The sequence below is a fragment of the Sphingomonas sp. P3_C6 genome (assembly GCF_056402595.1).
On the sequence record NZ_JBFUHB010000019.1, the window covers coordinates 48,818 to 72,798 of the forward strand.

The following is a 23,981-nucleotide window of genomic DNA, read 5'->3' on the forward strand; positions in this document are numbered from 1 at the left end:
AGTGTCGTCGAACCGATCATGCATAAAATCCTGCTTACGACCGTCGGCACCCTGGGCGACCTCCACCCCTTCATCGCGATCGGCCTCGCGCTCAAGCGGCGCGGACATCATCCAATCCTTGCGGTGCCGGAGGATCATGTCGCCAAGGCCAACGCCGCGGGGCTTGATGCCGTGGCGGTATTGCCGAGCTTCGACGCGATCCGCGAGCGCATGGGCATGGGTGAGGACGACGCCGTCAAGCGCGTGATGGCCGACCAGACCTATCTGCTCGAGCAGGTGCTGCTTCCCTGGCTCGAATCCAGCACGGCGGCGCTCGACGAGGTGGTGGCGGGTGCCGACCTGCTGGTCGGGTCGCTGTTCGTGTTCGGCGCACCGATCATCGCGGAAAAGCGCCGCGTACCGCTCGTCTCGGTGATCCTCCAGCCGATGGCGATCCTGTCGGTCCATACGCCGCCCAAGACATCGGATTTCTGGATGCTGATCCAGGCACCTTCGGGCCCGATTGGCGTGCGCTGGAACCGGCTTGCCTATGGACTGATCCGCAAGGTCCTTCGCCGTCGGTACGGCCGGAAGATCGACGAGGTGCGGGCGCAGCATGGGCTCGGCCCTGCCTGCGACCCGTCGATGTTCGACGTGAGTCGCGAAACCGCGCTCACCCTGTGCTGCTATTCGCCCATATTCGGGCCGCCACAGAAGGACGCGCCGGCCAATACCGAGATCGTCGGCTTCCCCGTGTACGACCGCCAGGGCGGGGAGGAAGAGGCGCTGGACCCGGAACTCGAGGCATTCCTTGCCGAAGGGCCGCCGCCGCTGGTCTTCACGCTCGGATCGTTCGCCGTGTACGCGCCGGGCGATTTCTACGAGGAGGCGGCGGTCACCGCCCGTATGTTGGGCGCCCGCGCTGTGCTGCTGACCGGCGAAAAGACCCGGCTGAAGTCCGAGGGAGACATATTGGTCCGCGCCTATGCGCCGCATTCGCTGCTGTTCCCCAGGGCAGCTGTCGTCATCCACCATGGCGGCATCGGCACGACGGGCCAGGCACTGCGCGCGGGTAAGCCGCAACTGGTCGTACCGCATATGGGGGACCAGGCGGACAACGCGCACCGCATCCGCAAGATGGGCGCCGGCCTGGTGCTGAAGGCCCGACGATTCAGCGCGCGCAAGGCAGCGCCGATGATCGCCTCATTGCTGGGCAGCGCCGCCTATCGGAGCGAAGCCGAGCGCATCGGTGCCCTGATCAGGCCGGAGAACGGGGCCGAGGCGGCAGCCATTGCGATCGAGAAGCTGCTCCCGTCCTGAGCGGAGTGTGGAGCAACAGGCTGGTGGTCGGGATTCGCCTCGCCAACGCTGTCGAGGCGGCCTGTCGTCACAACCGTGGCCAAGGACGGCAGCCGTGCAATCTGGAAGAAGCGTTCAATTCGAGGGCTCGGGTATGAGCGCGACTTCTACGTCCATAGAGAGGGTGGCAGACCGGTCTCTGTGGAGACGGCCATCAACAAGACGATCGAGACGCCGCTCAGCCAGAGCGACACTTGGGCAAAAATAGTTTCAGGACAGTCGGACAAACTGGACCGCTACGACAGGCCGATCTTCCTCTGCCCGGAGTGGCGCCGTTCCAGCGGGCGCGCACATTGATGCTCGCCACAGGTGCCGGGGTGAAGATTGTGCGCGCCAGATCGGCGGCCCCGCGGGAGCGAAAAAACCGAGAGTGGAGGAATCGTGGAAGCTGATCGCTATATTATCCAGCTTTTTCAAGCTGGTGACCCCTACGGGAATCGAACCCGTGTTTCAGCCGTGAAAGGGCCGCGTCCTAGACCGCTAGACGAAGGGGCCATACCCGTTACCGAGCGTGGGCGTGCCGGTTAGGCAAATGCGCGGGGCTGGTCAACCCATAGCGTCATCGAATTCACGAAGAGTGGCCGCCTGAAGCTGTGCCAGTCCGGTCGCGGCCCTCAATCAGCCCAGGCAGCGTCGTCGAGATGGAGTTCGGCGGCGGGCTTCGCCCCCCAGTCGTCTATCCGGGCGCGCCCGGCCAGCCACAGGCGGCGATGCGACGGCGCGCCGAGCAGGGCGGCGCCCAGCGCGGTATCGGCCTGGCGGAACGCGACGGCCTTCAGCACACGCCCGTCGTCGCCGCTCACGATCGCCCGGACATGGCCGTTGCCGACGATATCAGCCTTCACGATCCGCACCGGGCCGGCAACCACACGCGGCTGAGGCCAGCCCATGCCATAAGGGCCGCCGGCGTCCATCGCCTCCACCAGCGCCGGAGTAACCCCGCCTGCGGTCAGCAACGCATCGAGTAGCAGCGCCCGATCGCCGATCGAGCGGGCGACCGCAGCCTCGAGGCGTTCCTCCAGGAAATCGCCAAAGGCGTCGAGTTGATCCTCGGCGATCGTCAGCCCGGCCGCCATGGCATGCCCGCCGCCCGCGACGAGCAGTCCGCTGTCCTTCGCAGCCAGCACCGCCGCGCCGAGATCGACGCCCGGAATCGACCTGCCTGACCCCTTGCCGACGCCCTGTTCGTCCAGCGCAATCACCAGCGAGGGGCGACCGAATTTCTCCTTCAGCCGACCGGCGACGATGCCGATCACGCCGGGATGCCAGCCGCGCCCGGCCACGACCATCACGGCCCGGTTTCCCTTGGTGCCGGCAAGCCCCTCGGCAGCCTCCTGCACAAGTGCCTCGATTGCGCGGCGTTCCTCGTTCAGGCGATCGAGCTCGGCAGCGATGCTGGCCGCTTCGGCCGGATCGCGCGTGGTCAGCAGGCGCACCCCGAGATCGGACTTGCCGACCCGCCCGCCGGCGTTGATCCTCGGGCCAAGGGCAAAGCCGAGATCGGTCGAGGTCGGGGCCCGGGTCAGCCGCGAGGCGGAGATCAGCGCGTTAAGCCCGATGTTGCGCCGCTGCGCCATCACCTTCAGCCCCTGAGCGACAAAGGCGCGATTAAGGCCCTTGAGCTGCGCGACATCGGCCACGGTGCCCAGCGCGACGATATCGAGCAGGTCGAGCAGCCGGGGCTCGGGACGCCCCTCGAAGAAGCCGCGCGTCCTGAGCAGCCGGATCAGCGCGGCACCGAGCAGGAAAGCCACGCCGACCGCGGCGAGATGCCCGAATTCGGCGCCTTCGGCCTCGTCGAGCCGGTTCGGGTTGACCAGCGCATGGGCGTGCGGCAAGGCCGCCGCGCATTTGTGGTGATCGACGACGATCACGTCGACACCGGCGACACGTGCCATGTCGAGCGCCTCGAACGCCTGCGCCCCACAATCGACGGTGACGATCAGGCTCGCACCTTCCTCCTTCAGCCTGACGAGCGCCTCGCCCGACGGGCCATATCCTTCCATCAGCCGGTCGGGGATATAGGCGCGCGCCTCGAGCCCGAGATCGCGCAGCAACAGGATCATCAATGCGGCCGAGGTGGCGCCGTCCACATCGTAATCGCCGAAGATCGTTACTTTCTCGCCGGTCTGCACGGCGTCGGCCAGACGCTCGGCGGCGCGGTCCATGTCGCGGAAGATGGAAGGGTCCGGCATGAAACCACGAATGCTCGGCGCCTTGTGGGCCTCCAGCGCGTCGCGCGGGCAGCCGCGGGCAAGCAACAGCTGGGTGACCAGGTCGTCGGGTGCGTAACCTGGGTCGCGCGCATCGGCTTCGAGCATGCGCCAGCGCCAGGGCTGGCCGAGGATCGATCGGTTGATATTGAGGACGGTGTTCACGCACCCCCTGTAGCGCTCAATGAGTCGAGCGCGAAAGGGTGAGACATGAATTGCCAGTGCCGATCAGTTCCCCGGGGCAGTGCCCGGCGAGACGATCGCGCCGATCGGGAAGCGCCCGGATCGCCGTCCCGGTGTGGGCCGCTGGTATCTTGAAAGACGCTTCGGGCCAGGTCGGCAGCGGCAATCAATCCTCGCGCAGCGCCAGCGCGGGGCGTACCTTCAGCACCGGCAGGCTGCCAAGCACGCCGATGCCGAGCGTCACCAGGATCGACGCAGTGAGGGTCAGCGCGACCACGCCCCAGTCGGGTGCCCAGGGCAGGTCGAATACCTGGACGATGACATACCACCCTGCCCCTGCGCCGATCGCTAGCGCCACACCAGCGAGCAGAACGCCGAGCAGGGCATATTCCATCGCCTGGACCGCCAGAACCTGAGCCCTGCTGCCGCCGAGCAGTTTCAGGATCACCGCATCGAGCCGGCGGGCGCGGGCCGAGGCCGCGACCGCGCCGACCAGCACGGCCACGCCCGCTGCGACGGTCACGGCGGCCGCCGCGCGAATGGCGAAGGCGATGCGGCCGAGCAGTTCGCCGAGCTGGCCGATCACGTCGCCGACGCGGATCAGGGTGACGGAGGGCAGGACGGCGCCGACCTCGCGCGCGATCTGCCCGTCGCGGCCGGGCGGAGCATAGACGCTGGCGAGCAGGCTGTGCGGTGCCTCCTCGATCAGGCCGGGCGAGAAGACGATCGCGAAGTTGAGGCCGAGCCCGCTCCAGTCGATGGTGCGCAAAGCCGCGATGCGGGCCGGCACATCGACCCCGAGCACCGCAACGGTGATCTCGTCACCGACCTTCAGGCCGAGCGACGCAGCGGCCTTGTCCTCGATCGAGACCAGCGGCGGACCGCGATAGTCGGCCGGCCACCATTTGCCGGCGCTGATCACGTTGCGTGCCGGCAAGGTTGCGGCCCAGGTGATGGTGCGATCGCCGCGCAGCACCCAGGCATCCTCGGGCAAGTTCTTGATGTCGGTCACGCGCTTTCCCCGGAGCGCGACGACCGAGCCGCGCAGCGACGGCGTCGCCTCGAACCGGGCGTCCGGCGCGGCGCGCCTGACGGCGCTGCGGAAGGTGGCCGCGTCCTCCGGCTGGAGATCGATCGCGAAGAAGCGCGGCGCCTTGGCCGGGGCGGCATTGGCCATTTCGCTCGAAAGGCTGGTGTCGATCACCGCCAGCGCGACGAACAGCGAGAAGCCGAGGCCGAGCGCGACCACCAGCCGGTCGGTCTGCGCGCCGGGCCGATGGAGATTGGCCAGCGCCATGCGCAACAGCAGCCGGCGCGGCCGCGGCAGCCGGGCGATGCCGCGCCGCAGCCCGAGCCCGATGAGCCACAGGGCGACGATGAGGACAGCGATAGCGCCGACAAAGCCCAGAGCGAGGATCGGGTCAGATGCGGTCAGCACGGCCAGCGCGATCAGCGCCGCGAGCAACCCGGCCATTGCCGCGGCCACGCGCCATGACGGCAGGCGGCGGCGCGCAACCGCCCCACGCAGTAGCGTCGCTGCCGGGATGCTGCGCGCCCGGGCCAGTGCCGGCAGGGCGAACAGGATGCCGACGATCAGGCCAAGCGCCGCCGCGCTGAGCAACTGCGCCGGATAGAGCGCGAGGCGCGGCGGAACCGGGAGTGCGTCGCCGGCCACCGCGGCGACGATCGCCGGCACGGCCGCACCGAGAATCAGCCCGCCGCCAACCCCCGCCCCTGCGACCATGCCGAGCTGGATCAGGAACATCGCGGCGATCGTGCTCGACCGTGCGCCGAGCACCTTCAGGGTCGCGATCACCGGCGTCTTGCCGGCAAGATAGGCGCTGACGCCGCTGCCGACGCCCACCCCGGCAATGGCGAGCGCAGCGAGGCCGACCAGCAGGAGGAACTGGCCGAGCTGGGCGATGCCGCGTCGAAGCCCTCCGGCGGCGCTGTCGGCGGTACGTTCGGACCAGCCAGCGCCCGGGAACCGCTCAACCAGCCTTTTGCCCAGCGCCTCGGCATCGATCCCCGGCGTCAACGCAAGGCGATAGCGGCTTTCATAAAGGCTGCCCGGCTGCACCGCATTGGTCGCATCGAGCCCGGCCATGTCGACGATCACGCGCGGCCCGAAGCTGAACCCGTCGCCCAGCGCATCGGGCTCCTCGGCGATGATGCCGATCACCGTGAGGCGCGCGGTGCCGATGCGGATGGGATCGCCGACCTTCAGCCCGAGCCGGTCGGCGAGCGCGGGGGCGATGGCGACCTGACGGCCGTGCGGTCGCGGGGCGATGGCGCCGGCCGCGAGCCTGAAGCTGCCGACCAGCGGCCAGCGATCGTCGACGCCCTTCAGGTCGACCAGCGTCGGCGTCGCGCCGTCCTCGGGCTGGACCATCGCGCGCATGCCGACCGTTTCCGACATGCGACCGCGCGCGGCGAAGGTGGCGGCTTCCTCGACGGTCGCGCGGCGCTGGGAGATGCGGAGTTGCAGGTCGCCGCCAAGCATCGCCCTGCTTTGCCCCTCAAGTGCCGAGAGGATGCTGGCCGACAGGCTGCCGATGCCGGCGAGCGCGGCGGTGCCGAGGAACAGGCAGAGCGCGAGCAGCAACAGGCCGCGCCCGCCGCGCCGAAGGTCCCGCAATGCCAGCCGCCAGGCGAGCCTCACGCGCGGCGCCGGTCAGCGACGATGCGGCCGTCGGCCAGTTCGATCACGCGGGCGCATCGTGCCGCCAAGGCAGGGTCATGCGTGATGACGAACAGGGTCGCGCCGGTGTCACGGTGGCGGGCGAAAAGCAGGTCCATGATCGCGGCACCGGTGGCCGTATCGAGATTGCCGGTCGGCTCGTCGGCGAACAGCAGAGCCGGGCGCGGGGCGAGCGCGCGGGCGATGGCGACACGTTGTTGCTCGCCGCCGGATAGCTGGGCGGGATAATGATCGAGCCGGTGGCCAAGCCCCACCCCTGCCAGTTCGGCCGCTGCGCGGTCGAAGGCGTCGCGCTCGCCGGCCAGTTCGAGCGGGACGGCGACATTCTCCAGCGCGGTCATGGTCGGCAGGAGATGGAAGGCCTGAAGCACGATGCCGATCCGTCCGCGCCGCGCCACCGCCAGCGCATCTTCGTCGAGCGTGGTGAAATCCAGGCCAGTCACGCCGACGGCGCCGCTGCCCGGCCGCTCAAGCCCGGCGAGGATCGCCATCAGCGACGACTTGCCCGATCCCGATGGCCCGAGCAGCGCGACGCTATCCCCGGTCGCAACCGACAGGTCGATCCCGTGCAGGATCTGCACCCGTGCGGGCGGCTGCCCGAGCGCGAGCGTGACCCCCCGGGCAACGATCACGTTGCTTTCGGAGGGTTCAGGGCTATCCGGGGAGCCGGCCGATGCGGAAGAAGATGATGATGCCACGATTACCGGGATATGGCGTGCTGCGCCGACTTGTCCAACTGGGCTTGCTCTTCGCGCTGACCGCCGCCGCGCCGGCACCGCCAAAAAAGCTGGTCTGGGCATTCGGCGACAGCCTGATGGCGGGCCTCGGCCTGCCGCCCGGCCAGGGATATGTGCCGCAGCTCGATGCCGCGCTGCGCCGATCCGGCGTCGATGCCGAAGTGCGCAACGGCGGCGTGTCGGGCGATACCGCGGCACAGGGCCGGGCGCGGCTGCTATGGGGCCTGCGCGGGCTTGGGCGGAAACCCGATCTCGTGCTGCTCGAGCTCGGCGCGAACGACATGCTGCGTGGCCTGCCGACCGACCAGGTCGCGAGCAACCTCGACCGAATCCTCGCCGAGCTGAAACGGCGGCAGATACCGGTGCTGATCATGGGCATGCGCGCTGCGCCCAATCTCGGCACGGACTATCGCCGCGGGTTCGAAAGCATCTATCCGCGTCTCGCCCATAAATATGGCGCGCCGCTCTACCCCTTCTTTCTCGACGGCGTGGCGGGCAACCGCGGGCTGATCCAGGCCGACGGGCTTCACCCAAATGCGAAGGGGGTCGCGATCGTGGTGGGCAGGACCCTGCCGGCGGTACGGTCAGCGCTTCGGCGATAGCCTGTCGACATCTTGATAACTATTATCGGCTTTCGCTATATGGATCCGGAGGTATCCCCATGGCCAGCAGCGTCGATCTCGGAAGCCAGCTCGAAAATTTCGTAGGCCAGCTCGTAAAGACCGGCCGCTACAATTCGCGAAGCGAAATATTGCGTGAGGGCGTTCGCCTCATCCATGAGCGCGAGACTCGACTTGCCGCCCTGGACGCGTCCATCTCGCGTGGCATCGCCGACGCCGACGCAGGCAGAGTCCAAAGCCTCGACTCGGCCGCGGCGACGCTCGACGCAAAATATGCGGCCATGCCCGTAAATCCTGCCGCGCGATGAAGGTCGTTCTGACCGCCGAAGCGTTCGGCGATCTGGAGCAGATCGGTGACTATATCGCACGGGACAATCCGGTCCGCGCCCGCAGTTTCGTGCAGGAGCTGATCGAGAAGGCGCGACAGGTTGGCGACCTGCCCCAAGGCTTTCCGCTCGTGCCACGTTACGCTCATCTGGGCGTTCGCCGACGCGCTCATGGCAGCTATCTGATCTTTTACCGGGTCGAGCCCGACCAGGTTACGGTCGTCCACGTGCTGCATGGCGCGCAGGATTACGAGGCGCTGCTGTTCCCCGACATCTGATCCAGACAGTGTCATCGTGAGCACAGTCTGCTGCCCGAATGTTCAGCGCGTGTCGATCAGCACAATCTCAGCGAATTTTCGGGACTCAATCCGGATCGCCGTTTCGTTGGTGATCGCCGCCCCTTCGAGCGGACCGACGGACTGTCCGTTGACCTCGACCGTGCCGCTGAGCGCCATCACATAAGCGTGCCGCGAACGGGTGAGCGCATAGTCGATCGCGCCCCTGGCCGGCAGGCGGGCGCCGAGCACGCGCGTGCGCGACTGAAGCGGCATCGCCAGGCGATCTTCCGGAAAACCGCTGGCGAGGAGCGCGAGACGGCCGGTCTGGGCGCGGTTGGGGAACCGCACCACGCGGCGCTGTATGCGTTCCGGCACCGTCTCCATGCGCAGCCTGATCTCGACGAACTCGGCCGGTCTGGCGCCGGGGTTGCTCTGGGCATGCGTGATGCCGCGGCCCGGGCAGAGCAACTGAACCTCGCCCGCCAGGGTGCGGTCGACTGCGTCCATATTGACGTGATGCGCGATCACGCCCTTGCGTACGATCGTCAGGATATCGACGCCGTCGATCGCATGCGGCGGCATGTCGGCGCGCGGATCGAGGATATTGTGGTTGAGCACCGTCAGCGCGCCCCAATGAGTGCGTGCCGCATCCTGATATTGGCCGAAGGAAAAATGGTGAAGCGCCTCCAGCCCGGGCAGGCGGCTCCGTCCAAGTTCTTCATAGCGGCGCAGGTCGACCATGCGCGCTCTCACGCGCCCGGTGACAGGCGATAGCCCACGCCGGGTTCGGTCAGGAGCAACCGGGGATCGCTGGGATTCTCTTCGATCTTCTGCCGCAGCAGGCCGATATAGACACGCAGATACTGGCTGTCGGTGGTCTCCGACCCCCAGCCCGCGGCAAGCAGCCGCTTGTGAGTCACGACCTGGCCGGCGCTGAGCGCCAACACGCGCAACAGATCATATTCCTTGGGCGAGAGCTTGACCGGTTCTCCGTCCAGACGGACCTGGCGTGTCGCGAAATCCATGTCGAGCGGGCCGCCGGAATAGGTTCCGGGCTCGCTTTCCAGGCTCTTGCCGCGGCGGATCGCGGCGCGGATACGCGCCATCAGTTCGCCGATCTCGAACGGCTTGTTGACATAATCGTCGGCGCCATTGTCGAGCGCGGCGATCTTCTCCGCCTCCTGGTGGCGTGCGGAGATGACGATGATCGGCACGGCGCTGGCGGCGCGAATCCGCCTGATCACTTCCTTACCGTCCATGTCGGGCAGACCGAGATCGAGCAGCACGACGTCGGGCCGTTCGTCCAGGGCGAGGCGCGAGGCGCTGGTTCCGTCCACAGCGATGATCACCTCATAACCCGCGGCCCCCAATACGGGCTGGAGCACGGCGATGAGCGACGGCTCGTCGTCGACGAGCAGGATATTGGTCATGACAGGCCGGTCCTTTCGGCAAATTCCCTTCCCGCAAGGGGCAATCGGATGGTGATGCAGGTGCCGCGATCCCCGATGCCGGGAATTGTCGCCCCGATCGTGCCGCCCTGAGCCTCGACGAAGCCCTTGGCGATCGCCAGCCCGAGCCCGCTGCCGCGTGGCGAGGCCTCGCTTCGCGCGACGCGGTAGAAACGGTCGAACACCCGTTCGGCGTCCTGTTCCGGAATGCCATATCCTTCATCGGCGATGGCGATGCGGCAAAGGCCGTCCGCCGCGGATATCTCGATCCCGATGCGGGTGCCGTCGGCGCTATAGGTGATCGCATTGTCGAGGATGTTGACCAGGACCAGCTCGAACAGGGCCGGGTTCGCATCGACCTGAAGCTCGGCATCGCATTCCTGCAGGAAGATGGCACGCCCGCCCGCCCGCGACCGCACTCGCTGGATGGCGGCCGCGACCATTTCCGACACGCCGAGGACCTGAAGCGAGGCGGGTCCGCCGCCGGTTTCCAGCCGGCTCATCTCAAGCAGGTTGGCGGTATAGCGGTTGAGGCGCTCCCCCTCGTCCACGATGCCCTGCAGAAGGCGCAGCGACGTCTCCGGATCGAGCTTTTCGCCATAGGTGATCAGGCTGGAGGCCGACGCGCTGATCGCGGTGAGCGGCGTGCGGAAATCATGGCTGACCGACGCGAGCAGCGCCGTCTTCAGCTCTTCGGCGCGCGCCGAGGCGCGGCGCTCGGTCATCTGTTCCGACAGCGCCGCGCGCTGGAGCGCGAGCGCCACCACATTGCCGAGCGCGGTAACGAAGGCCGGCTCGATCCGTCGCGGGCGAAACGGCTCGACGATCATCGCGATGGGGGTCGCGGTACCGCTGTCGAGACGGCGGCCCATGAGCCCCCCCTCCTGAAGCGTTGGCGCCGGGCCCGACAGAAGCGCCGCAGCGAAGGCGCGCAACCGGTCGCCGGACGCCAGAGAACCGCGGTGCGTTGACTCGAGCTGGACCAGATCCTTCCCTTCGGCGCGAAACAGGGAGACCCGGGCGCCGAGAATTTCATGGGCGGCCTGGCCGACGGTCGCCACCACATCCTCCTGCCGCTGGGCGGACTGAAGCTCGCGGCTCAGTTCGAGCAGGCTGTTCAGTTGGAGGTTGCTTGACCGGGCGGCCTCGGCGTGATCCTTGAGCCGGCCAGCCAGTACCCCCGACACCAGCGCGCAGAGATTGAAGATGACGAGCGGCGCGATGTCGCTGCCCGTCGCCAGCCGGAAGGTCAGCATCGGCTCCGTCAGGTAGAAATTATAGATCAGGAAGGCGACCAGGGCGGCGATCAGTGCCGAGGCGAGACCACAGAACGCGCCCGCGACGGTGATGCCGAGCACGAAGACCAGCGCCGCCGCGACTTCGCCATATCGGGCAGCCGCGAAGGACCCGGTGGCGGACAGGGTGACGATCACGAGCGTCAGCAGGAATTGCCCGCCGCTCAAGTGCAGCGTCACCTTGCGCATCGTCCGAAGCAGCGAAGTGGGGGAATCCGTCATCGGCTAGCCGGTCTGCCCTCTTGCCTGTTGGTCCACGGCGGCTGAAGCGAGGAGTTGGGAGCCAGGCCCGCCCGCCGCCGTGGTGAATGGAGCATCGCCATTCAGGAGGGGGACCGCGAGGGAGCGCGGCGGCGATGCTCACCAATCCGGGATAGGCCCTGCCCGGACGACGCGTCCATGCATAAAAAACCTATAGTAACACCCCCCGCCCCCACCGCCCTACGCAAAGAGCGCTCGCTATCCTTGGGGGGAAGGTCTGATGAACAAGTTGATTCTGACCGCCGCGATCGGCACCGCGATGCTCGCTGGCTGCGCGAGCAAGAAGCTGCCGGTCGACGGCAACAGCTATGCGCCCGGCGCGGGCGAGCCCTATACCGCGCCGGACAGTCTCTCCGGGCTGCAGGCAGAGCTGGTCGCGGCGGCCGGCAGCGACCGCGTGTTCTTCGGCTATGACGCCTATGCGCTCACCGCCGAGGCGCGCCAGACGCTGTCGCGGCAGGCCGCATGGCTGCGCCAGCATCCCGATGTCGGCTTTTCGATCGGGGGCATTGCGACGAGCGGGGCACACGCGAGTATAATCTGGCGCTCGGGGATCGCCGCGCGCGTGCAGCGGCGGCTTTCCTGGCCGCCGAGGGCATTGCGCCGATACGAATCCGCACCATCTCCTATGGTAAGGAACGCCCCGAAGCGCTCGGCTCCGACGATGGGTCCTATGCGGCCAATCGCCGGGCCGTTTCGATCGTGATTGGACATCATGGCGAATGACTATTCTCGACGCGCCCGCCTGCGCGTGATGCCGATCCTGATCGTCGGCGGCTGCACCGTGCTGGCCTGTACGCCACAGCACAGGGCCGATGCGCCGACCGACGAACGGCGATACGACTGCGATAACGGCCTGTCCTTTACGGCGGCGTTTTCCGACGGCCGGGTGCGGATCGATACCAAGGGCTATAGCTACGACCTGGAGGAACGGGCCACGTCGGTGGGCGGCCGCTATGGTGCGAAGAATGTGGCCTTTGCCCAGGACCAGGACCGTGCCGTGCTGATCGGCGCGGCGGACGGGCCCTATAGGGGCTGCACCGAAAGCGGCTTCCGCATCGAGAAATGAGATGCCGGGCGGCGCTCAGCCGCCGCGCAGCATCTGCATGACATGCGCGCGGATTCGGCCGTAATTGTCGCGCAGGGGACCCAGGATGCCGTGCCGATCGGGCGGCAGATGTTCCAGCGGGTGCCCGTTATCCCGGAAAACATAATGGTCGAACAGCGCCTTCCAGGCGGCACGTTCGGCCGCGGGCCGCTCGGCGATGGCGATCATCGCGAGCAGCATTGTGGTATGCGGCGCATCGGGACCCGCGCTGAACGCGTCCCACCAGTAGTTGACCAGGACGTTGAACGGATCGTGCGCCTCCACCTGGTGCCACCAGAGCTTCGGCATATACAGAACGTCTCCGGGCAGGAGGTGCGCGACCGAGGCCCTTTTCCTAGCGTTGGCGAAGCGCGAAAAACGAGGATCCCCAGGCTCGGCTCCCGCTGCCAGACTCACCGGCCGGCCGGCCATGGTATAGTCGATGGGGCCGATATAGAGGTCGGCTATGCAATCCGGCGGGTAGAGCGTGAACGTACGGCGCCCCGCGACCACGCCGGCGACGTTGTCGAACGTATCGTTGTGGCATGCCACGGTGGAGGCGTTGCCGATCCAGATCCTCGGGCCGACATTTGGTGGAACCGCGGCGACGGAATTCTCCACGGCGAACCCCGGAAGATATATCTCGGTTTCCAGCGACCCGACATAGACCGATGGCAAATCCGGTCGCGTCGCCCGGCTCAGGATTCTATCGAGCGCTCCCATCAGGTCCATCCCGACGCGGTCGAAATTGAAACCGGCGAGGTTGTCGGCATAGGAATAGCGTCCGGCGATGCCTGGATCGCCCACAAAGGCTTCCGCCTGGCGATCATTGGAAAAGCGCGCGAGATAGGCACGCAAATCGGCCGCGGAGACCTCCGCGGCACGCAAGACGGGCCAGGCCGACAAAGCGCCGCGCATAACGACGGGCCGGCACGGTTCGACGACCTCGCTACGGAACCGCTGAGCGTCAGCCAGAATGCCGGCGTCGAGTTCCATGACATCGGGCAGCCGCTCGGCAGTCACGACGTTGCAGTCAGCCGATGATTGCGTCTGCGCGCGAGCACATCGACCTGATTGAGGGAAGCGGACATCACGATAGCGGCCTGCAAATATCCCCGGCGGAAAAGTGCAATGGTATCGCTATCGGAAAGCGCGTTCAGATTGTCGCGGCTTATCGTATAGAGGCCATCCAGCGTCAGGCGCTGACCGTCGTCGAACTCTAGGGAAATATCGACTGGCTCGACCAGATCAAGCCTCAGAATTTCCTTCACAAAATCGCGCGTCTCCTCCGTGCCCCCGATAAGCTGGCCGATCGTGCGTTGCATCTTGCGCAGCGCGTTGCTCGGCGTCCCGTCTTCGAACAGGGCGATGGTAGCGCCTGAACCGAAGCGTGGATGCGCAGGGTCGAGCGCAATATTGCTTCCCGACGCGTAAAATCCCTGTCGCTGGAGTTCGAGCGGCTGAAAAGAGGGCCCGCCCGCATCGGCCTGATCGACAAGAATCTCACCGGGCTGAAAGCCGAACAGGGCACCCGCATAGAATTCGCCGGTAGCTGAATCCTTTGCCAGAAAAATCGGACAAGTCGTTGCAGCTACCGCAAATTCTCCGACCACGATCATCACGAAACTTGGACGTTGTATACCCGGATCGATGCGCATGCGCAGATCGCGATGAGCCTCGTCATTCAGAATTTCGAGTTGTCGTTCCACTAATATCTCTCCCCTCACAAAGGTTTGTGCATCCGCTCCGACCCTGCGGCAAGCCCGAAAGGACCCTTCACATCCGGCAGCGGACGATCAAGTGTGGGCCTTATGCAACAGCTTTCGGATCTTCGTTTATAACTCCGACAAAACGGGCTTGATAGCGCTAACGTAGACCGTTATCGTGCGACCTGACCGAAGCGATAGATGTTCGGATTGGGAGGATGTTTGCGAACCCGGCGTACCGGGTTCAGGCGCGTCTCTAGATCCGTGAGCGCGGTCAGCCGCCATGGGTGGGAATCAGGGCAAACCCCTGAAACCACTCAAGAACGACCTAGAGGGGATTAACCACCATGACTGAACATTTGCTGGCGCGCGATCAGCTTAGCGTAAGGAAGCTACTGCTCACCGCGGCCTCCAGCGTAATCGCGCTTGCAATCATTTCCCCTGCCACCGCACAGGACGCCGCTCCCGCCGCGGCTGCTTCGGGCGCGAGCTCGCAGGACGTGGAAGACGTCATCGTTACCGGTATCCGCGGTTCGCTTCAGCGCAACCTGGACATCAAGCGTAACGCCTCCGGTGTCGTCGACGCGATCTCGGCCGAGGACATCGGCAAATTCCCCGATTCGAACGTCGCGTCGGCATTGCAGCGCCTGCCGGGCCTGACGATCCAGCGCAACGGTTCACGTGGCGACGCGAGCGGCGTCAGCATTCGCGGCTTCGGCCCCCAGTTCATCGACACGCTGTATGACGGCCGCCACCTCTCGACCGCGACCGGCAACCGCGGTGTCGACTTCACCACTGTCGGCTCGGACTTCGTAGGCCGGATCAGCGTCTACAAGACGCCGGATGTCGAACTCTCGACCAGCGCCATCGGCGGCACTATCGACATTTCGCTGCCCAAGCCGTTCGACCGCAATGGTTTCCATCTTGCGGCAAGCGCTTCGGGCTCGCTTCAGTCGCGCGACAAGAACGTACGGGCCACCGGCGGCCTTCTGGTGTCCAACACCTTTGCCGACGATACGATCGGCGTGCTCGCCGATGTCGCCTATACACGCCGCGACACCACGTCGAACCATGTGTCCATTCCGGGCTGGATCGGCGCCAATTTCGCGCCGTGCCAAGCTGGGCCCATCAGCCCGTCATGCGCGCCGTCGGACGCTCCCGGGACCCCCGCCAGCAGCCTCAAGTCGGTCCTTACCTGGTTCCCGCAGCAGCAGGGCCTTGAGCAGACCTACAACCAGGATGAGCGCGTTGACGGCCGCGTTGCGCTCCAATGGCATCCCATTGAAACCATGACGTTGACGATCGACGACAATTTCAGCCGCCAGACCCTGCACAGCCAGGCTTACGGCTATGGCGCTTGGTTCAACGGCAGTGATCTTCGTAACGTAAAATATGATTCCAATCGGACGGTGGTCGATTTCAACCAGTTCGGCACGCCGATGGATTTCAACGCCAACGAGTCGCGCAGCATCCGTGAGACCAACCAGATCGGTGCCAACCTGAAGTGGGAAGTCATCGACCATCTGACGCTCGAGCTGGACGGCGCGATCTCGCGCAGCACTCTCAATCCGGGCAAGAATGGCTATGGCGACAGCATGGACATCGGCTATGGCGGCACGAATTGCTATACCGGTGCGCCTGGTACGACCACGACCGTAGAATGCGGACGGGACTCGGCAAATAACCCGATCTATCTCTCTACCGCGCTGGGCGCGAACACCGGCGTAAACATCCTGGGGCCGAGCGGCAACTTCCTGCCGCAGATCCACGATATAGGTCCGTCGGGCAATGTCAGCCGCTTCACCGATCCTACTGTGATCGGGTCGCATGTGATCGTCCGTGGTGCAAATTATAACACCGACCTGGTCAAGCAGTTCCGCGGTGCGCTCGGTTGGGAAAAGGACGGCTTCAAGGTCAAGCTTGGCGGCCAATATCTCGAAGACCGGCTGTATCAGGAGGCGACCAGCACCTTCTCCAACGGCGTGTTCGCCAGCCGTTCCGGTTATGGCACGCCATCGGGACGCTCGGGCGGCTCCGTCGGCGGCGTCGCGCCCCTGCCGTCGTCCGTATATCAGGGCACCATCAGCACGGCTGGCTGGATTCCCGGCTATTCGGGAAATCTCGGCCCCTCGATCATCAAGTACGACCCCTATCAGGTGTACAAGCTGCTCGAGGCCTCGGGCGGATCGGTTGCGCCGTCGTTCAATCCCGACAGCGTGCTTGATGTGCAGGAGAAAACCTACGCCATCTTCTTCAAGGCGAGCTACGAAAATGAAATCGCCGGAATGCCCTTCCATCTGGCGGCAGGCATTCGCAACGAGGGTACGAAGGTGACCACCAGTGCGATCGGGCGCAAGCTGCTGGGCCTGGTTCGACCAGCCGGTGACCCGACGCTTATTCAGCCCGATCCGTTGCTTGGACCGCTCAAGGACGGCCGTTCGGCGGCTACGACGATCGTGGGTAAGTCGAGCTACAACTACCTGTTGCCGAGCCTGGACGCGAAGCTGGAAATCACGCCCCAGTTGACCTTCCGGATGGATGTGTCGCGGACATTGACCCGTCCTCAGCTTGCGGATCTCAAGCCGATCGTCAATCTGGGCACGCTGCGCGTCGGCAGCCTATCGGCCAGCGGCGGCAATCCAAACCTCACACCCTATCTGTCCGACAATTTCGACGCAGGTCTGGAGTGGTATTATCAGCGTAACTCGTACTTCGCGGTGAACTTCTACCTGAAACACATCAACGACTTCATCGTTGGCGGTGTGACGCAGGGACCGATCGACGGCGTAATCGATCCGAGCACTGGCAAGACCGCCATCTTCAACATCAATGCGCAGATCAACGGTCCGGACGCGACGGTGAAGGGCGTGGAAATCGCCCTGCAGCACGTGTTCGGCGACAGCGGCTTCGGTTTCAACGCCAATGCCACCCTGCCGTCGTCCAACCGTCCCTATGATGCCACCAACGTCTCGGGAGGATCTTTCGCGATCACGGGTCTTGCTAAGTCGGCAAACTTCGTTGGTTTCTACGACAAGAACGGCTTCCAGATCCGCGGTGCACTCAACTGGCGCGACACGTATCTGAGTGCTCTCGGCCAGGGCCAGGGCGGTACCTTCGGTGCCGAGCCTGTCTACGTCAACTCGCAGCTGCAGGTTGACGCCTCGGCCAGCTATGACATCACGAAGCAGATCACCGTCTTCGGCGAAGTTAGCAACATCAACAACTCGACCTACAGCACGCATGGTCGTTTCGATAACCAGGCGCTGGACATCTGGTCCTATGGTCGCCGCTTCACCTTCGGAGCGCGCTTCCACTATTGACACCACAACTGTGGGGGGCGTCTGATAAGGACGCCCCCCGTTTTATTACAGGCTTCCATGGTCACCCGCACCCGCAACATCGTAATCGTCGGCGGGGGCACCGCCGGCTGGCTTACCGCCGGTATTATCGCGGCGAAGCACCGCAGCCGTATTCCGCACGACTTTACGGTCACGCTGGTGGAATCGCCCAATATACCCATCATCGGCGTCGGCGAGGGCACCTGGCCGACATTGCGCTCCACGCTGAAGAAGATGGGCGTGTCCGAGACCGACTTCTTTCGCGAGTGCGACGCGTCGTTCAAGCAGGGGGCAAAATTCGCGCGCTGGACGACCGGCGCGGACGATGACGCCTATTATCACCCCCTCGTGCTGCCGCAGAGCTTCGAGAAACTGAACCTCGTCCCGCATTGGCTGGCCGACGGAGACGATCAGAGCTTTTGCGACGCAGTGTGCCCCCAGGGCAGGATCTGCGACGACGGGCTGGCACCGAAGACGATCACCACGCCCGAATATGAGGGTGCTGCCAACTACGCCTATCATCTCGATGCCGGCAAATTCGCCTCCTTCCTGACGCTTCACTGCACCCAGAATCTCGGCGTGCGCCATGTGCTGGCCGACGTGAAACACGTTGCGCTGAAGGAAGACGGCGACATCCGTGCCATCATCACAGAGCAGGCCGGCGAAATCGAAGGCGACCTGTTTATCGACTGCACCGGGTTTCGCGCCCTGTTGATCGGTGACGCACTCGGCGTGCCGTTCAAGGAATGCAGCGACGTCCTGTTCTGCGACACGGCGCTGGCGGTTCAGGTACCGTACGAGAACGACAACAGCCCCATCTCCTCCCATACGATCTCCACCGCCCAGTCGGCGGGATGGATCTGGGACATCGGCTTGCCCACCCGCCGCGGCACGGGACATGTATTTTCAAGCCGCCACATCTCCGACGAACAGGCCGAACGGGAGCTGCGCGCCTATCTGGGACCAGTGGCCGACCATCTGCCGGTCCGGAAGATATCGATCAGGTCCGGGCATCGCGAAACCTTCTGGAAGCGCAACTGCGTAGCGGTCGGTCTGGCTGCAGGTTTCCTCGAGCCGCTCGAGGCATCCGCCATCGTGCTCATCGAGCTCTCGGCAAAGCTGGTTGCCGAGCAGATGCCGTTCTGCCGGGAGGTCATGGACGTCGTCGCCTCCCGGTTCAACGCAACCACCCTGTATCGGTGGGGCCGGATCATCGACTTCCTGAAGCTCCACTATGTCCTCACCAAGCGGACCGATTCTGCTTTCTGGCGGGACAATGTGCAGCCCGAGTCTATTCCGGACCGGTTGAAGGAATTGCTGCTGTTATGGCGCTATCAACCGCCTTGGGTGCATGACGAGTTCGATCGGATCGAAGAGGTCTTCCCGGCCGCCAGCTACCAATATGTGCTGTACGGCATGAAATTTCAGACGGAAGTCCAACCCGATTTCGTCGCCGATGAGAAACGGGCGGCCGAGCGGGCAATGCGCGACAACAGGGCCTATACGGAACGTCTGCGCGAAGGCCTGCCCAAGCACCGCGACCTGATACGGAAAATCGCCGAGCACGGGCTGCAGAGAATCTGAGCCCATCTTCCCTGAAACGGAGAACTGCCGAAGATCGGCAGCCCTCCGTTTCAGGCAATCAATCCGCCGCGACCGGGCCCTTGGGCGGTTGTGGACGGCGGGTCAGCCAAACCATGCCGATCAGGATCGCGCAGAGCCAGGCCGAGAGGCGGAACAGGTCGGTCGAGGCGAGCAGATAGGCTTGCCCGACCATCTGGCGGGTGATCGCACCAGCCGCCTGGACGTCAGTCATACCGAGACCGTGAAGCGTATCGCGCGCCGCCTGGAACGGCGCACCGGTACCGACCGCTTCCGACAAATGGCTCTGGTGCAGTGCCTCGCGCCGGTCCCAGGCGGTGGTCGTGATCGAGGCGGCGAAGCTGCCCGCGGTGATGCGGGCGAAGTTGGAGATGCCTGACGCGGACGGGATTCGTTCCGGCGGGATGCCATCGAGCGAAATGGTGATCATCGCCAGGAAGAAAGTGCTCATCGCCACGCCCTGGACGAGCAACGGCACCATGAAGTCCCATTCGCTCGCACCAGTCGTATAGCCGGCGCGCATATAATAGGAGATGCCGAACGCGACGAAGGAGATCGACGCGAGGATGCGCGCATCGACCTTGCCCGAAGCGCGGGCGACGAAGGGCGTGAGGATCACCGCCACTGCCCCGCTCGGCGCCGCTACCAGGCCCGCCCAGGTCGCGGTGTAACCCAACTGAGTCTGCAGCCAGAGCGGCAGGATCAGCGTGTTGGCGAAGAACACTGCATAACCGAGGCAGAAAGCGATCGAGCCGAACAGGAAGTTGCGGTGCTTGAACAGGGTCAGATCGACCGTCGGATTGGCATCCGTCAGTTCCCAGATCACCCAGGCGGCGAAACCGATCACGGCAATGACGGCCATCACCACGATCCGGGTGGAATGGAACCAGTCATCATTCTTGCCGAGATCGAGCATCATCTGCAGCGACCCGACCCACAAAACGAGCAGGATCAGCCCGACCTGATCGATCGGCAGTTTTCGCGTCGGAGTCTCCCGGGTGCGCAGGCTCCGCCAGCAGACAAAGGCGCAGAACAGGCCGACCGGCACGTTGATCAGGAAGATCCAGCTCCAGTGATAATTGTCGGAGATATAGCCGCCGAGGATCGGGCCCATGATCGGCGCGACCAACGTCGTGATTGACCAGATGCCCAGCGCGGTGGATCGCTTGTCGGAGGGGAAGATCGCGATCAGCAGCGCCTGGCTGCCCGGAATCATCGGGCCCGACACGGCGCCCTGCAGAATGCGGAAGCCGATCAGCGAAGGCAGATCCCAGGCGATACCGCACAGGAACGACGCGAAGGTGAACAGCAGCACCGAGACGCTGAAGGTCTTCACCACACCGAACCGGCCCATCAGCCAGCCGGTCAGCGGCACGGCGACACCGTTCGCGACGGCGAAGGCCGTGACGATCCAGGTCGAATTGTCGCTGCTGACGCCGAGATTGCCGGCGATCGTCGGCAGCGAGACATTGGCGATGGTCGAATCGAGCACCTGCATGAAGGTGCCGAGTGCCAGCGCGAACGCCGTGAGAGCTAGCGCGCCGCCCCGGAGCGGCGCCTGGGCGGCGCCGGCCATCAGCGGTTTGCCGCGATGATCTGGGCGATGCGCGCCTCGACCTTGGGATCGCCGCCATCGGATGCGCCGTCATGATAGATCTGCTGCGCCGGCGCCCCTACCCGCGCGCCGCCGGTCTCGGCGGTGTCGATCGTCGCGTTGACCGACAGGCCGACACGCAGCGGGTTACGCTGAAGCTCGCCCCGGTCGAGCGCAATGCGCACCGGCAGGCGCTGGACCACCTTGATCCAGTTGCCGCTGGCATTCTGCGGCGGGAGCAGTGCGAACGCACTACCACTGCCGGCGCCAAGGCCGATGACCTTGCCGTGATAGACCAGGCTGCTGCCATACATGTCGGCGGTCACCGTCGCCGGCTGGCCGATGCGGATGTCCTTGAGCTGGGTCTCGCGGAAATTGGCGTCGATCCATACCCGGTCGAGCGGGACGACGGCCATCAGCGGCGTGCCGGCAGCGACCTGCTGGCCGAGCTGGACGGTACGCTGCGCCACCACGCCGTCGATCGGCGCGACGATGTGCATATGGCTGTGCGCGATGGCGGCACGGCGATAGGCGGCGATCGCGGCAAGCACCGCCGGGTTGGTCGAGACGGTCGTACCCTGGACCCCGGACTGGGACTGCGCCTGCTGGCTGCGCGCCAGGGCGAGATTGGCCTGGGCGACCTTCACCGCATCGGCGGCGTGGCTCAGTTCCTCGCCCGAGACCGCACCTTCGACCGCGGCACCGCGGCGGCGGGTGAGATCGTTCTGGGCCCTCGCCAGCTCGGCCTGGGCCTGGCCGACCGCGGCGGCGGTTTCATTGACCTTGGAGAAATCGGAGCGGGTCGAGCGCACCGCACGGGCAAGCTCGGCCTCCGCGGCGGCAAGGCCGACATCGACCGTCGCCGGATCGAGATCGAGCAGCGGCTGACCGGCACGCACCGTCTGGGTGTTGTCGGCATGGATGGCGAGGATGGTGCCCGGGTCCCGCGCGGTGATCGATACGACGTCGCCGGCGACATAGGCGTCGTCGGTCTCTTCCTCGGGCTTGGCCAGGAGGAAGTGGAAGACCGCCCACACGATCGCCCCAATCAGGACTATCGCGCCGAGGACGATCAGGCCACGACGACGCGCGGTCGGATTGCCGCGTGCGGGGGCAGCCGGAGGTGCAGCCTGTCCAGGAGCGGCAGGCGCTTCAGCGGCTGCCTCGATCTTTTCCATCTTGGTCATTTCGGGTCCTTCGGATCGAAGCCGCCACCCAGCGCCAGGATCAGCGCGACACGCTGGCTGGCGGCATCGGCCGCGAGATTGGCATCGGATTGCTGCGCGTCGAGCAGCCGCACATCATTGTCGACAAGGCCGAGGCGGGATTCGAGCCCGCTCGACACACGGATCGTGTTGAGGCGTCCAGTCTCGGCCAGACCGCGCACGACCTCCGCCTGGCGGGCACGATCCTCGGCCAGGCTGTGGATCCGGGTCAGCGCATCCGCCGCCTCGCGCACCGCGCCGACCACCGTTCCGTTATACCCCGCAATGGCAAGGTCGACCCCGGCCGTCGCGCCTTCGAGGCCCGCCTTCAACCGGCCATTGTCGAAGATCGGCAGATGGATCGCGGCGCCGCCGCCCACCGTGCCGGCGTCGGCATTGAACAGATTGCCCACCCCGATCGCCTGAAGCCCGACCAGCGCCGAGAGGTTGATATCGGGATAGAAAGCCTTGCGCGCAGCAAGCCGGCCTTGTGACGCCGCATCGATGCGTGCCAGCGACGCGGCGACATCGGCGCGGCGGGCCAGCAGGTCGGCCGGGATGGCCGAGGGCAGCGGCAAGGCAGCGTCGAGCCGCAGGGTCGCGGGAGCGATGGTGGCAGGATAATCCACACCGCGCCCGGCCAGTGCAGCCAGCGCGTTGGCCGCGAGCGCGCGCTGCGCCATGGCACGGACCAGCGCCTGTTGCGCCTGGGCGAGCAGGGTCTGTGCCGCCTGGGCGTCGAGGTCGCTCGCCAGCTTGTTGCGGATGCGGACCTGCACGAGCCTGAGCGATCCCTCGCGCGTCGCGATGGTGCGCTGGGCAAGCGCCGCGAGCTTCTCCGCCCGTGCGAGCTCGATATAGGTCTGCACCACCGACCCGGCGAGCGCGAGCCGTGCCGCCGTCGCATCGAGCATCGCCGCGCGTGTCGAGGCGCTGGCTTCGGCGATCACCGCCTTTTGCCGGCCGAACAGGTCGAGGTTCCAGTTGAGCCCGGCTTGTCCGGTGCCGAGGAACCGTGTCGTACCGGCAAAGGGCGGCGGAATCTGATAGCGGCCGCTGAGCCGGGCCACCTGCGCCTGGGCATCGAGCGCGACATCGGGGCCATCATCGGCGCGCTGGCTCGACAGGATCGCGCTTGCCTGACGCACGCGCGCAAGCGCCGCCTCGAGCGACGGATTGCCCGCCTGCGCATCGGTGACCAGCCGGTCGAGCTGAGGGTCGCCGAACGAGCGCCACCAATCATCGGCGATCACCGGGAAAGCAGCGTCGGTCGCGCCGGTCAGGCCAAGCCTGCTGTCGGCAATCCGGGCGACCTCGGGCCGCGAGGCGGGAATGGCGCAGCCAGCGAGCAATGCCGTCGACGCGAGGGCCAGGACGGTCAGGCGCATTGGGCATCTCCGACGGAAGCTTCGAGCGAGGTGCGCAGTCGCTGAAGATAGGCGATGAACCGTGCGGCATCTTCCGGCGCCCAGTCGGCGAGCCAGCCGTTCCACAAATTGACGACGCCATGCATGCAGCGATGGGCCACACCCTGGCCCTCCTCGCTCAGGACCAGATTGATGACACGCCGGTCGTCCTCGTCGCGATCCCGCGCAATGAAACCGCGCTCTTCGAGCGAATCGACCAGACGGGTGGTCGCGCCCTTGTCGTGACCCAGATCATGGGCAAGCGCCCTGCAGGTCAGTCCGCGCCCATACCAGATCGACACCAGTGCCGACCATTGCAGATGGGTTATCCCCTCGGCCGCGAAGATCGGCTCCAGCCCGACCAGCGAAGTCTGATAGATGCGCTTGGTCAGATACCCTACCGACACGTCGGGATTGAACTCTTCGTGCGTGTAGACGGCCACGTCGTTGCTCCAGCAATGGTTGCTTCGGCAACTAATAAGGAAGCCGCCTGGGCTATTCAAGTGAGCCATACAGAGAAATTCGGCACCACCTGCTTAGGTATGAGGGGTCCGTGAAACCGGTCTTTTCACGGTGCGGGAACCAGTTTGGCTTCCGGACGGTTAAGCAGATAGCGGGTCGGGGCGGTCGAGTTGCGTGTGGA

20 protein-coding genes and 1 tRNA gene are annotated in these 23,981 nt (G+C 65.6%); 8 read left to right on the forward strand and 13 right to left on the reverse strand.

Going from position 1 to position 23,981, the window contains the following annotated elements:
• Positions 1 to 18: 18 nt before the first annotated feature.
• Positions 19 to 1,299 carry a glycosyltransferase gene (locus tag AC1DT7_RS16990; RefSeq protein ID WP_478037214.1) on the forward strand — a complete coding sequence of 427 codons (1,281 nt, stop codon included), beginning with the start codon at positions 19 to 21 and terminating at the stop codon, positions 1,297 to 1,299.
• A gap of 458 nt (positions 1,300 to 1,757) precedes the next feature.
• On the opposite strand, the gene AC1DT7_RS16995 is transcribed toward AC1DT7_RS16990, so the two are convergent.
• From AC1DT7_RS16995 to AC1DT7_RS17010, 4 genes are all read right to left on the reverse strand, one after another.
• A tRNA-Glu gene (locus AC1DT7_RS16995) sits at positions 1,758 to 1,833 on the reverse strand.
• Positions 1,834 to 1,952: 119 nt separating this feature from the next.
• Positions 1,953 to 3,716: a single-stranded-DNA-specific exonuclease RecJ gene (gene recJ / locus AC1DT7_RS17000; RefSeq protein WP_478037215.1), complete on the reverse strand. Its 1,764-nt coding sequence runs from the start codon at positions 3,714 to 3,716 to the stop codon at positions 1,953 to 1,955.
• Between the two features lie 184 nt (positions 3,717 to 3,900).
• Positions 3,901 to 6,396: an ABC transporter permease gene (locus tag AC1DT7_RS17005; protein WP_478037216.1), complete on the reverse strand. Its 2,496-nt coding sequence runs from the start codon at positions 6,394 to 6,396 to the stop codon at positions 3,901 to 3,903.
• Positions 6,393 to 7,067, reverse strand: coding sequence for an ABC transporter ATP-binding protein (locus AC1DT7_RS17010; protein ID WP_478037217.1), 675 nt, complete (start codon positions 7,065 to 7,067; stop codon positions 6,393 to 6,395). Before AC1DT7_RS17010 ends, AC1DT7_RS17005 begins: the two co-directional genes overlap by 4 nt.
• Positions 7,068 to 7,108: 41 nt before the next feature.
• Between AC1DT7_RS17010 and AC1DT7_RS17015 the strand changes: the two genes are divergently transcribed.
• From AC1DT7_RS17015 to AC1DT7_RS17025, 3 genes are read left to right on the forward strand one after another with little or no spacing between them, the layout of a single operon-like run.
• Positions 7,109 to 7,774: an arylesterase gene (locus tag AC1DT7_RS17015; protein ID WP_478037218.1), complete on the forward strand. Its 666-nt coding sequence runs from the start codon at positions 7,109 to 7,111 to the stop codon at positions 7,772 to 7,774.
• Between the two features lie 59 nt (positions 7,775 to 7,833).
• Positions 7,834 to 8,100, forward strand: coding sequence for a type II toxin-antitoxin system ParD family antitoxin (locus tag AC1DT7_RS17020; protein WP_478037219.1), 267 nt, complete (start codon positions 7,834 to 7,836; stop codon positions 8,098 to 8,100).
• Positions 8,097 to 8,396: a type II toxin-antitoxin system RelE/ParE family toxin gene (locus AC1DT7_RS17025; RefSeq protein WP_478037220.1), complete on the forward strand. Its 300-nt coding sequence runs from the start codon at positions 8,097 to 8,099 to the stop codon at positions 8,394 to 8,396. The genes AC1DT7_RS17020 and AC1DT7_RS17025 overlap by 4 nt, the downstream gene beginning before the upstream one ends.
• Before the next feature lie 42 nt (positions 8,397 to 8,438).
• Here the strand turns inward: AC1DT7_RS17025 and AC1DT7_RS17030 are convergent, their stop codons facing one another.
• Genes AC1DT7_RS17030 through AC1DT7_RS17040 form a run of 3 tightly spaced genes read right to left on the reverse strand, consistent with a single transcriptional unit; the run spans position 8,439 to position 11,361 of the window.
• Entirely contained in the window at positions 8,439 to 9,137 is a 699-nt protein-coding gene (locus AC1DT7_RS17030) for a pirin family protein (protein ID WP_478037221.1), read from the reverse strand.
• Positions 9,138 to 9,145: 8 nt separating this feature from the next.
• Positions 9,146 to 9,826 carry a response regulator transcription factor gene (locus AC1DT7_RS17035; RefSeq protein ID WP_478037222.1) on the reverse strand — a complete coding sequence of 227 codons (681 nt, stop codon included), beginning with the start codon at positions 9,824 to 9,826 and terminating at the stop codon, positions 9,146 to 9,148.
• A complete protein-coding gene (locus AC1DT7_RS17040; protein WP_478037223.1) occupies positions 9,823 to 11,361 on the reverse strand; it encodes a sensor histidine kinase in 1,539 nt (512 codons plus the stop codon). Before AC1DT7_RS17040 ends, AC1DT7_RS17035 begins: the two co-directional genes overlap by 4 nt.
• A gap of 504 nt (positions 11,362 to 11,865) precedes the next feature.
• Here AC1DT7_RS17040 and AC1DT7_RS17045 point away from each other — a divergent pair.
• Together AC1DT7_RS17045 and AC1DT7_RS17050 are read left to right on the forward strand one after the other, a co-directional pair.
• Entirely contained in the window at positions 11,866 to 12,126 is a 261-nt protein-coding gene (locus tag AC1DT7_RS17045; protein ID WP_478037224.1) for an OmpA family protein, read from the forward strand.
• Entirely contained in the window at positions 12,116 to 12,469 is a 354-nt protein-coding gene (locus AC1DT7_RS17050) for a hypothetical protein (protein WP_478037225.1), read from the forward strand. Before AC1DT7_RS17045 ends, AC1DT7_RS17050 begins: the two co-directional genes overlap by 11 nt.
• Before the next feature lie 15 nt (positions 12,470 to 12,484).
• On the opposite strand, the gene AC1DT7_RS17055 is transcribed toward AC1DT7_RS17050, so the two are convergent.
• Together AC1DT7_RS17055 and AC1DT7_RS17060 are read right to left on the reverse strand one after the other, a co-directional pair.
• Positions 12,485 to 13,483 carry a cupin-like domain-containing protein gene (locus AC1DT7_RS17055; protein WP_478037249.1) on the reverse strand — a complete coding sequence of 333 codons (999 nt, stop codon included), beginning with the start codon at positions 13,481 to 13,483 and terminating at the stop codon, positions 12,485 to 12,487.
• Between the two features lie 23 nt (positions 13,484 to 13,506).
• The gene (locus tag AC1DT7_RS17060) at positions 13,507 to 14,196 is read right to left on the reverse strand and encodes a SapC family protein (RefSeq protein ID WP_478037226.1); all 690 of its coding nucleotides are present in this window, start codon (positions 14,194 to 14,196) and stop codon (positions 13,507 to 13,509) included.
• Positions 14,197 to 14,540: 344 nt separating this feature from the next.
• Between AC1DT7_RS17060 and AC1DT7_RS17065 the strand changes: the two genes are divergently transcribed.
• Both AC1DT7_RS17065 and AC1DT7_RS17070 read left to right on the forward strand, forming a co-directional pair.
• The gene (locus AC1DT7_RS17065) at positions 14,541 to 17,513 is read left to right on the forward strand and encodes a TonB-dependent receptor (RefSeq protein ID WP_478037227.1); all 2,973 of its coding nucleotides are present in this window, start codon (positions 14,541 to 14,543) and stop codon (positions 17,511 to 17,513) included.
• A gap of 57 nt (positions 17,514 to 17,570) precedes the next feature.
• Positions 17,571 to 19,115: a tryptophan halogenase family protein gene (locus AC1DT7_RS17070; RefSeq protein WP_478037228.1), complete on the forward strand. Its 1,545-nt coding sequence runs from the start codon at positions 17,571 to 17,573 to the stop codon at positions 19,113 to 19,115.
• Positions 19,116 to 19,173: 58 nt separating this feature from the next.
• Here the strand turns inward: AC1DT7_RS17070 and AC1DT7_RS17075 are convergent, their stop codons facing one another.
• The 4 genes from AC1DT7_RS17075 to AC1DT7_RS17090 are packed head-to-tail and all read right to left on the reverse strand — an operon-like array spanning position 19,174 to position 23,781.
• Positions 19,174 to 20,709, reverse strand: coding sequence for a DHA2 family efflux MFS transporter permease subunit (locus AC1DT7_RS17075; RefSeq protein WP_478037229.1), 1,536 nt, complete (start codon positions 20,707 to 20,709; stop codon positions 19,174 to 19,176).
• Positions 20,709 to 21,914, reverse strand: a complete 1,206-nt coding sequence (locus tag AC1DT7_RS17080; protein ID WP_478037230.1) for an EmrA/EmrK family multidrug efflux transporter periplasmic adaptor subunit — start codon at positions 21,912 to 21,914, stop codon at positions 20,709 to 20,711. The genes AC1DT7_RS17075 and AC1DT7_RS17080 overlap by 1 nt, the downstream gene beginning before the upstream one ends.
• Positions 21,911 to 23,320: an efflux transporter outer membrane subunit gene (locus AC1DT7_RS17085; RefSeq protein WP_478037231.1), complete on the reverse strand. Its 1,410-nt coding sequence runs from the start codon at positions 23,318 to 23,320 to the stop codon at positions 21,911 to 21,913. Before AC1DT7_RS17085 ends, AC1DT7_RS17080 begins: the two co-directional genes overlap by 4 nt.
• Positions 23,311 to 23,781: a MarR family winged helix-turn-helix transcriptional regulator gene (locus AC1DT7_RS17090; RefSeq protein ID WP_478037232.1), complete on the reverse strand. Its 471-nt coding sequence runs from the start codon at positions 23,779 to 23,781 to the stop codon at positions 23,311 to 23,313. The genes AC1DT7_RS17085 and AC1DT7_RS17090 overlap by 10 nt, the downstream gene beginning before the upstream one ends.
• Between the last annotated feature and the right edge of the window lie 200 nt (positions 23,782 to 23,981).